Source organism: Thermotoga sp. 38H-to, assembly GCF_011057665.1.
In the GTDB taxonomy this organism is placed as follows: Bacteria; Thermotogota; Thermotogae; order Thermotogales; family Thermotogaceae; genus Thermotoga.
On the sequence record NZ_LNFZ01000002.1, the window covers coordinates 328,192 to 341,480 of the forward strand.

General features: G+C 47.1%; 13 protein-coding genes. 4 read left to right on the forward strand and 9 right to left on the reverse strand.

Going from position 1 to position 13,289, the window contains the following annotated elements; genetic code table 11:
- A complete protein-coding gene (locus tag AS158_RS05715) occupies window positions 1–414 on the forward strand; it encodes an RrF2 family transcriptional regulator (RefSeq protein WP_038054596.1) in 414 nt (137 codons plus the stop codon).
- Between the two features lie 18 nt (window positions 415–432).
- Here the strand turns inward: AS158_RS05715 and AS158_RS05720 are convergent, their stop codons facing one another.
- Genes AS158_RS05720 through AS158_RS05740 form a run of 5 tightly spaced genes read right to left on the reverse strand, consistent with a single transcriptional unit; the run spans window position 433 to window position 3,644 of the window.
- On the reverse strand, window positions 433–627 hold the full coding sequence (locus AS158_RS05720; RefSeq protein ID WP_038054598.1) for a hypothetical protein: 195 nt from the start codon (window positions 625–627) through the stop codon (window positions 433–435).
- A gap of 3 nt (window positions 628–630) precedes the next feature.
- Window positions 631–1,299 (reverse strand): DNA/RNA nuclease SfsA, encoded by a 669-nt coding sequence (sfsA, locus tag AS158_RS05725; protein ID WP_165304689.1) that lies wholly within the window; start codon window positions 1,297–1,299, stop codon window positions 631–633.
- Window positions 1,296–1,775, reverse strand: coding sequence for a flavin reductase family protein (locus AS158_RS05730; RefSeq protein ID WP_081953076.1), 480 nt, complete (start codon window positions 1,773–1,775; stop codon window positions 1,296–1,298). Before AS158_RS05730 ends, sfsA begins: the two co-directional genes overlap by 4 nt.
- The gene (locus tag AS158_RS05735) at window positions 1,696–3,075 is read right to left on the reverse strand and encodes an MFS transporter (protein WP_165304690.1); all 1,380 of its coding nucleotides are present in this window, start codon (window positions 3,073–3,075) and stop codon (window positions 1,696–1,698) included. The genes AS158_RS05730 and AS158_RS05735 overlap by 80 nt, the downstream gene beginning before the upstream one ends.
- Window positions 3,072–3,644 carry a hypothetical protein gene (locus tag AS158_RS05740; RefSeq protein ID WP_241241261.1) on the reverse strand — a complete coding sequence of 191 codons (573 nt, stop codon included), beginning with the start codon at window positions 3,642–3,644 and terminating at the stop codon, window positions 3,072–3,074. The genes AS158_RS05735 and AS158_RS05740 overlap by 4 nt, the downstream gene beginning before the upstream one ends.
- A gap of 65 nt (window positions 3,645–3,709) precedes the next feature.
- Between AS158_RS05740 and AS158_RS05745 the strand changes: the two genes are divergently transcribed.
- Window positions 3,710–4,249 (forward strand): hypothetical protein, encoded by a 540-nt coding sequence (locus AS158_RS05745; RefSeq protein ID WP_165304752.1) that lies wholly within the window; start codon window positions 3,710–3,712, stop codon window positions 4,247–4,249.
- 1 nt (window position 4,250) lies between these two features.
- On the opposite strand, the gene AS158_RS05750 is transcribed toward AS158_RS05745, so the two are convergent.
- From AS158_RS05750 to AS158_RS05765, 4 genes are all read right to left on the reverse strand, one after another.
- Window positions 4,251–6,164 (reverse strand): methyltransferase domain-containing protein, encoded by a 1,914-nt coding sequence (locus tag AS158_RS05750; RefSeq protein WP_165304691.1) that lies wholly within the window; start codon window positions 6,162–6,164, stop codon window positions 4,251–4,253.
- Window positions 6,165–6,279: 115 nt separating this feature from the next.
- Window positions 6,280–7,335, reverse strand: coding sequence for a magnesium/cobalt transporter CorA (gene corA / locus AS158_RS05755; protein WP_038066295.1), 1,056 nt, complete (start codon window positions 7,333–7,335; stop codon window positions 6,280–6,282).
- Window positions 7,336–7,419: 84 nt separating this feature from the next.
- On the reverse strand, window positions 7,420–7,968 hold the full coding sequence (gene dps, locus AS158_RS05760) for a DNA protection during starvation protein (protein WP_012644993.1): 549 nt from the start codon (window positions 7,966–7,968) through the stop codon (window positions 7,420–7,422).
- Between the two features lie 109 nt (window positions 7,969–8,077).
- Complete coding sequence (locus AS158_RS05765; RefSeq protein WP_012644994.1) at window positions 8,078–8,488, reverse strand: PHP domain protein; 411 nt, start codon at window positions 8,486–8,488, stop codon at window positions 8,078–8,080.
- A gap of 323 nt (window positions 8,489–8,811) precedes the next feature.
- On the opposite strand from AS158_RS05765, the gene carA reads away from it, so the two are divergent.
- Together carA and carB are read left to right on the forward strand one after the other, a co-directional pair.
- Window positions 8,812–9,984 (forward strand): glutamine-hydrolyzing carbamoyl-phosphate synthase small subunit, encoded by a 1,173-nt coding sequence (carA, locus tag AS158_RS05770; RefSeq protein WP_165304692.1) that lies wholly within the window; start codon window positions 8,812–8,814, stop codon window positions 9,982–9,984.
- Complete coding sequence (gene carB, locus AS158_RS05775) at window positions 9,984–13,283, forward strand: carbamoyl-phosphate synthase large subunit (protein WP_165304693.1); 3,300 nt, start codon at window positions 9,984–9,986, stop codon at window positions 13,281–13,283. The genes carA and carB overlap by 1 nt, the downstream gene beginning before the upstream one ends.
- Window positions 13,284–13,289 lie beyond the last annotated feature (6 nt).

Consider the following 13,289-nt stretch of genomic DNA (forward strand, 5'->3'; position numbering starts at 1 on the left):
ATGTTCACGATGCGAAGTGAGTACGCGCTCAGGCTCATGATCGTGATGGCAAAGGAGTACGGACACTACCTTTCGATGACAGAAATACTGGAGAAAGCGAAACAATCAGTCCCGAGAGAATTCGCAGAAAAGATCTTGTACACGCTGAAAAAAGCTGGACTGGTGAAGACAAGAAGAGGAAAGAGTGGTGGATACATGTTGGCACGTCCGCCAAAAGAAATAAGGGTTTCCGAGGTTGTTTTTCTTCTGGATAGAAAATCGAAGGTCTTCTTCGACATGCCCGGCTGTCCGGACGAGCTGGATTGCGTTATCAGGTCCCTTTGGAAAAGAGTAGAAAACGAGATAGAGAAGATTCTCAACGGTGTAACTCTCGAAGATTTGATAAAGGAACAGGAGGAGAAAATGAAACAATGAAGCCCGCTTCTGGCGGGCTCATTTTACTTTCAGACTGAGTTTTTCTTCAAAAAAGACCTTCTTTCCATCCACCTCGAACTCTTTTATCCCCGTTCTCTGACTGTACTCCCTCAAAACTTCCTCGATCTCTTTCTTCTCTGCCCTGAGTTCTTTCATGAGATCTTTGATCTCCACATACCTTCTCACCAACTGCTCAATGGTTGGGTTCTCCATGCGCTACACCTCCTCACAGATCGACAGCTTCTCTGTTGAATATAGATACTCTCCATCGTATTTTACCCTGAACACGCCGATCTCAACACCACTGTTCAAAGCGTGCCAGAAAATCTCTGAAAAAGCCGGATCAACGTTTCTGTTCGGAAGAAAACAGTTGCTCTCGAGAAAAACCAGAATCAGCAGAAGAGCCTTGAAACCACTTTCCACAGACTTGATCAACTCCCCGATGTGTCTTCTTCCACGGCCTGTGGGTGCGTCTGGAAACATCGCGACGCCATCTTCTTCGTACGTGCATCCTTTCACTTCCACAAAGATCTTTTCGTCGATAAGGAAATCGAACCTGCTGTTTCCAAAGCGTTTCTCATTTTCTATCATGGAACCAGTGAACAGTTCTTCCAGAATTTTCCTGGCCACGATACTGTGGTAGCCTGAATGGACGAAGACGAATTCCCCTCTGTGTTCAACTGCCAGAAGGTCCCAGTTGGTCTTTCTCCGACCGGATTCTGCACGCTTCAGGAGAACTCTTTTTCCTTTTTCAAGAAGTGGGAGGCGCCCTGTGTTGTGGATGTGTATCAGGGTCTTTTTTCTTTTGACAAGAGCAACCCCCGTGAATCTGCTCTTTCTTTCCAGAAAGATCCCTTCCGCATCAAATGGAAGTTTCAGTCTCATCTTTGAAGTACCTTTTCGATCCTTCCAAAAAACAAGGTGTGAAATCCATGGTCCTTGTAGAACTTATCGATGATTTCCACGGGAAGAATGAAAGGTTCCACGTTGTTTGCGAAGGTCACAGAACATTCGATCAACGTGTGGGCCTCTTTAATGGGAGCGGTGAATCCCTCTACCTCGTCTAAGTGGAGAAGTCCTTTCTTGAACTTGTCTTCTTGGTATCCACTCACCCGTCCAAAGTAATTCAGCGCCTCTCTGTATTCTTCGCTTAGAAAATTCAGGGTGAATCTTCTGCTCTCTTTGACAAGGCGCCAGGTGAATCTCTGAGGTCTGATAACCGTCACGAAATAATCCTCTGCCCACATCACACCGAAAAAGCCCCATCCGATGGTCATGCCGTTAACTCTGTTTCCCGCCTTGCTCGCCAGTATTACTCTTCCTTCTCTTAGATCTTTCAGCAATTCTTCGTACACGTTCATTCCCCCTTTTCAAAAGAAGATACACATCGAGCATTCTGTCTACGGGGCGTCTCAGAGTGACGGAAAGAGTACTCAACACAAAGACCCTGAATGGGATGTATTGTTTCACCTTGACTTTTCTCAACAAGAACACTGAGGAGAATCTGAAGATTCCTGCCATCAAAAAGAGTAACTGAAGGCCGAAGATTTCGAAACCGTTGAGATTTACGTAAATATCCGAAAGAAATTTCGCTGCGATTCCTCCTACAAATGAGCCTATGAGACTTCCCACACTGGCAAAAGACGCGTTCAGACCGAAGAAAATGGGATCAGACTCGAAAGCAACCTCCATAGGAAGAATGGCGAGCGATAGGTTTATAGCGGACCACGCAATGGAAGAAAGTAAAGCGTCCGCTATCATGAGAGTTCTGTAAGTAGTGGTGTTCATGAAGAACCACATACCGGAGACGAAAGAAGCAAGGATGATACCGAACTCGGCTATCGTTTTGTGTCCCATCCTATCAGATACTTTTCCAAGGATCCTGTAAGCCAACATCGCCACAAAGTTATTAACAATCATCATGTAAGCGATATACGTGTAATTTACCCCCAGGTTCTTCAAAAGATGGTAGTGATAGAAGGCAGAAGAGAACGTGACCGCCATGTTCCAGTAAAAAGTGAAGAAGACAAACTTCATAAAGTTTTCGTCCTTGAACACCACTTTGAGAGGTATTCCCGTACCTGTTTCCTTAACTGGAACGTCCGGTATTTTGTTCATGGCGAAGATAGAAAGAACGGTTCCCGCTGTGGATATGAGAAGCACAAGAACGAATCCCGAAGAAAAATGATCGACTATAGAAGAATAGAGGTATATTATGAGGGCGTTCCCTATGGAGAGAAACATGTTTCTGTTTCCAAACACCCTTCCTCTTTCCTCTGGAGGAACAAGATCTCTCATCCAGGAGTTCCATGTACTGCTGGAAAGAGCCGCGAAGACCTGAGAGATCATAAGCGCAACGATGAAAATCAACGGTTCTGTTTTCCCAAGCAGTAGAAAAACGATGAGAAAAGCGAAACTGAATCTGCTGAAAGCGTTGAACACGTTGACCAGAAAACGCCTCTTTCTGTATTTCTGAACAAAGAAAGAGGCAAACAGCTGAAAAAACTGCATCATGGGAGGGATTGCAGCGGCGACACTCAGGAGAAACTCGTCCAGATTGAAAAGCATCGCAAGACCTGTGAACACAGGTCCCTGTATTAGAAGCGCGTAGAACAGAGAGAAGACACCTTCGAGTGTGAGAAAGAGATAGGCCTTCTTCATGAACGAGGTCTCCAGAAGAATCGTCCAGTCTTTTTCCTGTACACAATCTTTGCCATCGTGTAGCATCCTAGAAGATCAAAAATGAGATCCAGCATGGTGTCGTCCAGCCCTTTTTGTGTGTTGTAGTCTGGCAGTATCTTATCCGTCGTGAATTCGGCTATTTCCCAAAGGACCCCGGAAAAGACCCCAAGAAGGAACGCCATCAAAACGGCACCCGGCACCTCGTCCCAGAATCTCGATTTTTTCGTCAGAATCTGGTAAAAAAAGTACGTTATGACAAAAGATCCGTAGAAGTGAAGTATCTTGTCCCAGAAAAATATCTTCTCGTAGAAGTTCAAAAACTGTCCCATCACAGAGTGGAGAAATACCGATGAAGAGAGCATCAATTTCGTTCTCTCAGGTATCTCCTGATGGGTTATCTTCTCATAAACGTATGGTGAAAAACCACCGAGCCAGAATATGAAATATCCTATCGTTTCAACGATTTTGGCTCGAATGATGGAAAAAACAACTGGAATTCCCAGGAGAGCCACTAAAACCCTGTTCAATTTTTCTTTCCGCTTTTTCACCAGTACTTCGTTTATTTTCTCATCACCTCCTTGCGCTATTATATTTCACGGGAGGGATGAAAAGATTGAAATATCTGTTACTCTTCTTTGCGACTTTTCTTTTCGACAACTCGGGCACTCCCATCCCAATTTTAACAACAACAGCACTGATCTCCGTTGGAAAGCTGAAGATTTTTCCATCCTTCTTTACGATCTACCTGGGGCTTTTGAGCTGGGATACTCTGACGTTTTTTGCTGGAAAAAAGCTCAAATCGGTGTCTTTCAATCTCAAGTGGAAATTCGTACGAAAGATTCTCATAGAGTTCTTAAACGTTTATATTTCTTCGGAAAAGATACTGCTCCCACTTTGCAAATTCGTTCCCTGGGTGGGAAAGGCCACACCGTTTCTTGCAGGATACATGGAAAGACCCTTCAGAACACTTCTTGTGATATGGGCCGGAGATCTAATATACGAAAGCGTGTTCTTCTTCACCACACTGACGGCTGGCAGGGTCTTTCTAGAGTTTTCAAAAATTCTGGGGATCGTTCTTTTTGCAGTTGTGATACTTGTTTATCTTCTCTGGAAGAGCAGAATCTCGAAATCCATTGTAAAGCATCCAAGATAGATCATCTGATGTTCAGCCTCTCTTCAGCCGCTTTGAGAATCGCCCCCAGCATTTCTGCGTAAGACATCCCCGCGATCTTTGCCATTTTTGCAAGATGCCCATCCCAGCACCATCCGGGATTTGGATTCACCTCGAGAAGTTTCGGATTTCCTTCAGCGTCGAGCCGCCAGTCGAATCTGCAGTAATCTCTGCACTCCAGCCTTTCGAACAGTTTCAAACAACATTCGATTATGAACTTTTCCGTTTCCTCTGGAAGTTGTGCGGGGACAGACTTTATGTTCCAGTATGGAGAATCGGGCAACCATTTCGCTTCATACCCACATATTCTTGGGAGTTCTGGAGGAAGTGCAGAATAGTCCTCTTCTATTATGGGAAGTACGACGTAAGATTCTGGTGGGTTTCCTATGATACCCACACTCAGATCCTTCCCCGTCAGAAATTCCTCTACCAGGATTGGTTTGTCATAACCAAACCTGTCTCTTATCTCTGAAACGGCGTTTATCAGCTCTTCAGGAGAGTAAACAACACTTCTTTGAGTGATACCGAAACTGGAATCTCCGAAGTTGGGTTTCACGATGGCAGGGAAGGGAAATGGTATTTCAAAGGTGGTATCTTCCGGCTTTATAAAAACGGCCCTTGGAACAGGTATACCCATTTCCCGTGCGATTCCCCTGATGAGAGACTTGTCGTAGCACAGAACGAGCGTCTGAGGTCCTGATCCCGTGTAAGGAATTCCCAGCATCTCTAGCAATGCAGGAACGTGTGCCTCTTTCCTGGGGTCGTTGTTGAATCCTTCATCACACAGGTTGAAGACGTAGTCTATTTTTCCCCTGAGTTTCATGAGATCGGTGATCAGTGTATCATGGTTGTCCAGATAGGAGAAATGGTAACCTTTCAGACTCTTCAAGGCCGCCTTCATCTGATCGATGGTGTAGATATCGTCTTCATCGAAAACCGAATTCGGCTTCAGAGGATCTGGTTTCCTCGGATCTCCCAGAACGACCACCACGTTTTTCACGGCTTTTTCTGGTCTCTTTTTGATCGGAGTCCATTCCTTCTTTGCCACAGCAGTCACTATAATCCTTCTTTCCATCATTCCAAGATCCTGGTTTCTCTGGGATGATGGAGACAACTCACCATGGAACTTCACATTACTGAATCCCGCCGTTTTCAGAAGATGCTCCAGTTCCTCAGGTGTGTAGAGCCGCTCCGCATAGAATTGATCCGCTATGACACCCTTTTCAGCGTTTACAACCACTTCGCGTGAGATGAGTCTTTTTCCATCAACCGAGAGAGAACGCTCTCTACAGACAAAGTGTTTTTTGTCGATCCATTCCCAGGACCTTGGCTGGAAGTTGTTTTTCAGGTACTCTCCGTTTGCTACATCGATGAGAATCCTTCCCCACGGTTTCAGAACTCTGAAGACCTCCCTGAGAATCCTCAGGTCATCTTCTACACTCTCAAAGTAACCAAAACTGTTTCCAAGAATGAGCACCACATCGAAAGTGTCTGGAGGATAGGGCAGTTTTCTCGCATCTCCCTCCCTGAATTTGACGTTCAGCCCTTCCTTCTTTGCCTGAGCCTTCGCTTTCTGGATCAGATAATGAGATCGATCGAGCCCCTCGACCTTCTGAAAACCCCGCCTTGCAAGTTCCAGGGAGTGTCTCCCATGACCACAACAGAGATCGAGGATGTGATCCTCAGGGGAGAGTTTCAGGATGTGTGAGAACAGATCCACTTCCTCTCTAGTGATGTTGATATCGTCCACAACATCTGCGTCCGTTTTCAGATAGAGCGAGTTGAAGATACGACTCCACCAGTCAGGTTCCACATGCTCTTCCAGGTTGGTGACGGGTCCAAGGAATTTTCTGAGTCTCTTCTGGTTCCTTCTCTGGGAAGATCCGCTACTCTTCATCTTCCAACCCCTCCACCTAAGCGATTTTCTTTACCGAAAAACTACTCCCATCATCATTACAACTCAACTGCCAGATTCATTAATTAATCATTAAGGAAAAGTCAAAATTCTCATCTCATAACCACTTCTTTTTCCTGAAATAGACCACCATCAGAAACGCTATCACACCCATCACAATGAGAACCACTGGATAACCCCATTTCCAACTGAGTTCTGGCATGTACTCGAAGTTCATACCGTAGATACCCGCTATGAAGGTGAGGGGCATGAAGATCGTTGCTATTATGGTGAGAACCTTCATCACCTCGTTCGTTCTGTTACTCATGTTCGAAAGGTACACGTCCAGAAGGCCACTCGCGATGTCCCTGAATGTTTCCACGGTGTCTGCAATCCGGATGGTGTGATCGTAAACGTCTTTGAAGTAAGGAAGAGTTTCTTCTTTGATGAGTGAAGATTCACCTCTAGAGATTTCGTTCAGAACCTCCCTCAGAGGCCAGATCGTCTTTCGCAGTTCTATGAGGTTTCTCTTCAACACGTATATCTTCTGGACTGTGTCTTCTGCGGACATTTCCAGAACTTCTTCTTCCAGTATCTCGGTCTCGTCGTCGATCTTCTCCAGCAGGACGAAATAGTTGTCCACCAGAGCGTCCACCAGCGCATAAAGAAGATAGTCTGCTCCCCTCTTTCTTATGACCCCTCTGTTGTGTCTTATCCTTTCTCTCACAGGATCAAAGACATCTCCCCTCTTTTCTTGAAACGTGAGAACACAGTTTCCTCTGAGAATCAAACTGATTTGCTCTGAGGTAAGTTCAGAGGAATTCTCATCGTAGGTGATCATTTTCAGTACGAGAAATACGTACTCATCGAAGAATTCGATCTTCGGTCTCTGATTGATATTTAGGATGTCCTCCAGAACAAGGAGGTGTATCCCGAAATGTTCTCCTATTCTTTCTACAACGTCTGTTCTGTGGACACCAACGATGTTTATCCACGTGGTCATTGAAGAATCTCTGAGGGAAAGAACATCCTCAACATTTGTTGTCCTGAACTCTCTGAATTCCTCAGGTGAGTAACTCATCACTTCAATCTCAAAGTCCTCTCTGTACTTTCCTGTATAAACGAGCGTTCCCGGAGGAAGACCCTTTTTGATGGACAGAACACGATCTTCCATCACAATCCCTCCCTTTTCTTTGTTCATCCTATTTTAAAACAAAAGGCGCACCCTCGGGTGCGCCCTTTTTGATCACGGAAGCCTTCACTTGAGGAACTTCGAGACGAACGGTGAGGTTTCCCCGCGTCTCATGAAATGCCCGGAAGGACCTTCTCCTAAAAATTCGGAAAACCAGGACTCGTGCTCGATCTCTTCGTTTAAAATTGCAAGAGAAAGTTCGTATGTTCTGTGGTCCTTTCCTGCCGTCATGTTGCAAATTTCCGTGTAGCCTCTCACTGCACACCTTTCAGCGGCAACGAGCACCTTCAATATCTCCTGAACGGTTGGAGTGTCAGGAAGTCTTGCAGGAGGACACGCAGAAAGGTCGTGGAACTCTTTCATGCAATCTGGAAGCTTTCCTCCGAGTTCGTAGATTCTGGGAACGAGCGCTTCAAAGTGATTTCTGTCTTCAATTCTGGCCACTTCTGTGATTTCTTTGAGAGTCTCTCCTTCAAGTCCGATGAGATTTGCTCTTAAGATGGTGTAGTAGTAATAAGTTGTGAGTTCTGCCGCTGCGTTTTTTATCAGGAGTTCCAGTAAACGATCAACATCCACCCCTGCCTTTTCAACCATTTCTCTTGCTACTCTCGCCATGTTAACGCCCCCTTCGATCTTCCTGAAAATCGTTTAGCACTTCCGTGAAAGAACCAAACTGTTTCAATCGAAAGTGTTGGTTTATGATACCATTTTCCCAGAGGAAAAGTCAAGTTTTTTCTCTCATCAGATAGATCGCCACATCCGTGTTCTTCCTTATCGCTTCTTTGATCGCCTCTACGTTCCTCTCCGATCTGATCAGTGTTTTCCAGGAATACACATGCCACACCTCATGGAAATCGGAGTTTGCCACGTACCGGTATTTCTTCACACCGATCGAGTTGAAAAGATCATCTCGATTCGCCACTTCCCAGGCATCGAACATGTCTTTGAAACGCTCCATGTTCACCCAGAGAAACCAGGAAAGATGTTCCTCGTCCTGTTTTTTTCTATCTGGATGTGCTGCTATAACCAGTGCATTCTGTTCTTTCAACCTTTTCACGATCTCCTCCACCGGGAGAGAAGGGTCCACGTACCCCTTTACATCTATGGCAAGAATGTGATAGAGAAAGGTGTCCATCGCTCATGTTTGTGTGCACATGAAAATCGCACAGAAGTCATTCCACAGAATCCTTCATAGATTCCCACCTCCGTTCACATGATAGGAAGAATCCTTTAAATCTGTGTTCAGTTCTGTGAAGATAATGTATTCCAGAATCCTTTCCTTTCGGTTTTCAATGTCTGTCAGGAAAATAGCCTTCATCATTTTTGCATATAAATGTTCAAGTAGTAAATGTTTATTCCAAATTAATACCCTGTGACTTTCCTTTAATTCAAAGTAAAGAAAACTGACTAGCCCTTTACCTGTGGTTATAATCTCTGAGAAAGGGAAGGAGGTGCAACATGAAAGCGCTTCTTGCTCTGGAAGACGGATCGTTTTTTTTTGGGCAGAGTCTGGGTGCAGAGGGTGAAACCTTCGGCGAACTGGTCTTCAACACAGGAATGACCGGCTATCAGGAAGTTCTCACAGATCCCTCCTACACGGGTCAGATCGTTGTGATGACCTACCCTGAGATAGGAATCTACGGAGTAAACGAAGAGGATGTGGAGTCGGATGGGATAAAGGTTGCGGGATTCGTTGTCTACAGAAGTGTGTCCGTTCCTTCCAACTGGAGAGCCACCATCTCCTTTCCGGATTATCTGAAAAAACACAACATAGTCGCCATCGAAGGTGTGGACACGAGAGCCCTCACAAGGAAGATCCGTGTGAAAGGTGCCATGAAAGGTGCCATATCCACCGTGGATCTGAATCCAGAATCCCTGGTCAGACGCGTAAAGGAGAGTCCCAGCATAGTGGGAAGAGATCTGGCTGGTCTTGTTTCTCCGAAAGAGGTCATCGTGGAAAACGAAGAGGGAGATTTTTCTGTCGTCGTTCTGGACTCCGGGGTGAAATGGGGTATCCTCAGAGACCTGAAGAGAGTGGGAGCACGGGTGATAAGGGTCCCCTACGGTGTGGACATAGATGACATCAAAAAGCTCAACCCGGACGGTGTTCTCATCTCCAATGGTCCCGGAGACCCGGCCGCCCTGCTGAAAACTATCCGTCTGATAAGAGACCTTCTGAAGGAGGAAATACCCCTTGCGGGAATCTGCCTTGGGCATCAACTCCTCGGCCTTGCGATAGGTGCCAGAACTTACAAGATGAAGTTCGGACACAGGGGAATAAATCACCCTGTGAAGGATTTGAGAAGTGGACGTGTTCTGATCACCACCCACAACCACGGCTTTGCGGTGGATCCAAAGAGTTTCGGCCTTCCAGAACTTGGAAGCGAAGATCAGGATGCGAACGTTCTCACCAGCAACCTTCAGAAGATATCCGTCCTTGAGGGAACCAGCCCGCAGGGAATAAAAGTTGAGATCACCCACATTTCTCTCAACGATGGGACGATGGAAGGAATGAGGCTGGTTGATTATCCAGCCTTTTCTGTTCAGTACCACCCTGAAGCCTCTCCCGGACCTCACGATGCGAAGTATTTCTTTGAAGAATTCAAACGCCTCGTAAAGGAGGTAAGGTAATGCCCAGAAGAGAGGATATAAAGAGGATCCTCGTCATAGGATCCGGTCCGATCACGATCGGTCAGGCCGCCGAGTTCGACTACTCGGGCACTCAGGCGCTCAAAGCCCTCAAAAGTGCGGGATACGAGGTGATCATAGTCAACTCAAACTCCGCAACCATAATGACGGATCCGGAGTTCTCAGACGCCGTTTACATAGAGCCCCTGACGGTCGAGTTTCTGGAAGAGATCATAAAGAAGGAAAGGCCGGACGCCCTTCTTCCCACCCTCGGAGGACAGACCGCTCTGAACCTCGCCGTAGAACTCGCCGAAAGTGGTATTCTTGACAGGTACGGAGTTCAGTTGATCGGCGCCAAACTTGAGTCGATCAAGAAGGCTGAAGACAGAGAACTCTTCAAAAAGACCATGGAGGAAGCTGGCCTTGAAGTTCTGAGAAGCAGACTGGTGAACAACCTCACGGATGCACTGGAGACGGCAAGAGAATTCGGCTATCCCGTCATCATAAGACCCAGTTTCACACTGGGAGGAACGGGCGGAGGAGTTGCGTTCAACGAAGAGGAGTTGAGGGAGATCGTTACAAAAGGACTCATAGAAAGTCCCGTACACACCGTTCTCATAGAAGAGTCCGTCATCGGTTGGAAAGAGTACGAACTCGAAGTGGTGAGGGATGGAGCAGGAAACTTCATCGTGGTGTGTTCCATAGAGAATCTCGATCCGATGGGAATACACACCGGAGATTCTATCACGGTGGCACCCGCACAGACGCTCACAGACGTTGAGTATCAGCGAATGAGAGACGCGGCTTACAAAGTGATCGACGCGATCGGCATAGAAACGGGTGGATCGAACATTCAGTTTGCCGTGGATCCAGAGACCGGTAGAATGGTCGTTATAGAGATGAATCCAAGGGTCTCCAGGTCGTCCGCACTGGCATCGAAGGCGACGGGCTATCCCATCGCGAAAGTTGCAGCACTCCTCGCCGTTGGTTTCACTCTCGATGAGATTCCAAACTACATCACTGGCAAAACGATGGCTGCTTTCGAACCTTCCATAGACTACGTCGTGGTGAAGATACCGAGATTCCAGCTTGAGAAGTTTCCCGGGGCCGACCCAAGACTGAACACCCAGATGAAGTCCGTTGGAGAAGTGATGGCGATAGGTAGAACCTTCAAAGAAGCTCTGGGAAAGGCTCTCAGATCCCTTGAACTCGATGCCACTCCAAAACTGGATCTCGAACATATAAGAGAATACCTCGCAAATCCAACGCCGGAGAGGATATCATACATCTTCGCCGCGTTCAGAAACGGAATGGATGTGGAAGAAGTGCACGAACTCACGAAGATCGATAGATGGTTTCTCAGAGAAATGAAAGCTTGTATAGAACTAGAAAAAGATCTGAAATCGAAGAAATTCGATGTGGAGATCCTGAAGAAAGCGAAACAGTGGGGATACTCAGACAGAGAAATCGCGGAGATATGGGGTGTTTCGGACAAAGAAATCCGAAAGATGAGGGAAAACAACCGGATTTTCCCTGTTTACAAGATGGTGGACACCTGTGCCGCTGAATTCGAGGCACAGACCCCGTACTATTACTCCACTTACAACGGTGTGGAGAACGAAGCGATACCTTCAGACAGAGAGAAGATCATGATTCTGGGATCCGGTCCCAACAGGATAGGTCAGGGAATAGAATTCGACTACACAAACGTCCACGGGGTGTGGGCTTTCCAAGAGGAAGGATACGAAGTCATAATGGTCAATTCCAATCCCGAAACCGTCTCGACTGACTACGACACTTCAGACAGGCTCTACTTCGAGCCGCTCACCGTTGAAGACATTCTGGAGATCGTGAGGAACGAAAAGCCGAAAGGAGTAGTGGTGGCGTTCGGTGGTCAGACACCACTGAAGATAGCAAGACACCTCGTAGAAGAGAACGTGAACATCATAGGAACGAGCTTCGAATCGATCGAGATTGCCGAGGACAGAGAAAAATTCGCTAAACTTCTGAAACAAATCGGATTGAAGTGCCCTCCATTTGGAACGGCATCATCCGTGGAAGAAGCGTTGAAGGTAGCGGAGAATCTCGGATATCCTGTTCTTGTGAGGCCGAGCTACGTGCTCGGAGGAAGGGCCATGGCCATCGTGGACACTCCTCAGGAACTCGAAATGTACGTCAAAGAGGCAGCTGTTGTCTCACCGGGATACCCCGTTCTGATAGACAAATTCCTTGAAGACGCGATAGAACTCGATGTGGACGTTGTGTCGGATGGAAAGTACGTGTGGATAGCTGGGTTGATGGAGCAGATAGAAGAAGCCGGAATCCATTCGGGAGATTCCGCGTGTGTTCTGCCCCCGGTGAGTCTTTCTGAGAAACTCGTGGAAGAGATAGAAAAGACCGTCTACAAGCTGGTAAAAGCGCTGAAGGTTGTGGGAGTTGCCAACATACAGCTTGCGGTGAAAGACGATGAGATCTATATCATAGAGGCGAATCCCAGGGCATCGAGAACGGTTCCCTTCGTGAGCAAAGCGATCGGTATTCCCGTGGCAAGAATCGCCGCCAAAATCATGGTGGGAAGAAATCTGCCAGAGCTCCTCTCAGAGTACTTCCCCTATCCCACAAGACCAGGGATAAAAGTCGATAAACTGGGAGAGAGCGAGATCCTCCCGACTCCCTGGCCGAAGATGTTCTCCGTGAAAGAGGTGGTGATACCGTTCCACAAATTCCCGGGAACGGACGTGCTTCTCGGACCGGAGATGCGTTCCACAGGAGAAGTCATGGGAATCGGTGAAGATTTCGCAGAGGCATTCGCGAAGGCTCAGATAGCCGCCGGGAACCCTCTGCCACCAACGGGAGCCATCCTCGCAACCGTCGCGGACAAAGACAAGAGGGAAGCCGTTCCTCTCTTGGCTCACCTCGCGGATATGGGCTTTGAGATATACGCAACCAGAGGAACGGCAAAGGCTCTGCAGTCACACGGTGTGGAAGTGAAGGTTGTTCCAAAGGTGGGAGAAGGAAGACCGGACGTGATAGATCTTCTGGAGCAGGGAAAGATCTCCCTCGTCGTGATCACCCAATCCAGTGATGAGCCTGCGCTTGTCGCCGTCTCTCACGGAAAAGAACCTTTCAAAGTTGAGGGAAGAAGAACGGTGGGATACATGATAAGAACCACGGCGTTGAAGAGGAAAATCCCATATCTGACCACAATCGAGTCACTCAGAGCGGCGGTGGCAGCGATCAGAAAGATGAGGAAAGACTCCATCGTGAAGGTAAGAAGACTCACGGATACATGGAAAATGTGAAGGGCC

What these genes read in the sequence shown, in the direction of transcription:
- AS158_RS05730 (WP_081953076.1), bottom strand. Translation starts at nt 1,775, where the DNA reads ATGAACGTGTACGAAGAATTGCTGAAAGATCTAAGAGAAGGAAGAGTA.
- AS158_RS05750 (WP_165304691.1), bottom strand. Translation starts at nt 6,164, where the DNA reads ATGAAGAGTAGCGGATCTTCCCAGAGAAGGAACCAGAAGAGACTCAGA.
- carB (WP_165304693.1), top strand. Translation starts at nt 9,984, where the DNA reads ATGCCCAGAAGAGAGGATATAAAGAGGATCCTCGTCATAGGATCCGGT.
- carA (WP_165304692.1), top strand. Translation starts at nt 8,812, where the DNA reads ATGAAAGCGCTTCTTGCTCTGGAAGACGGATCGTTTTTTTTTGGGCAG.
- sfsA (WP_165304689.1), bottom strand. Translation starts at nt 1,299, where the DNA reads ATGAGACTGAAACTTCCATTTGATGCGGAAGGGATCTTTCTGGAAAGA.
- AS158_RS05735 (WP_165304690.1), bottom strand. Translation starts at nt 3,075, where the DNA reads ATGAAGAAGGCCTATCTCTTTCTCACACTCGAAGGTGTCTTCTCTCTG.
- AS158_RS05715 (WP_038054596.1), top strand. Translation starts at nt 1, where the DNA reads ATGTTCACGATGCGAAGTGAGTACGCGCTCAGGCTCATGATCGTGATG.
- corA (WP_038066295.1), bottom strand. Translation starts at nt 7,335, where the DNA reads ATGGAAGATCGTGTTCTGTCCATCAAAAAGGGTCTTCCTCCGGGAACG.
- AS158_RS05720 (WP_038054598.1), bottom strand. Translation starts at nt 627, where the DNA reads ATGGAGAACCCAACCATTGAGCAGTTGGTGAGAAGGTATGTGGAGATC.
- AS158_RS05765 (WP_012644994.1), bottom strand. Translation starts at nt 8,488, where the DNA reads ATGGACACCTTTCTCTATCACATTCTTGCCATAGATGTAAAGGGGTAC.
- dps (WP_012644993.1), bottom strand. Translation starts at nt 7,968, where the DNA reads ATGGCGAGAGTAGCAAGAGAAATGGTTGAAAAGGCAGGGGTGGATGTT.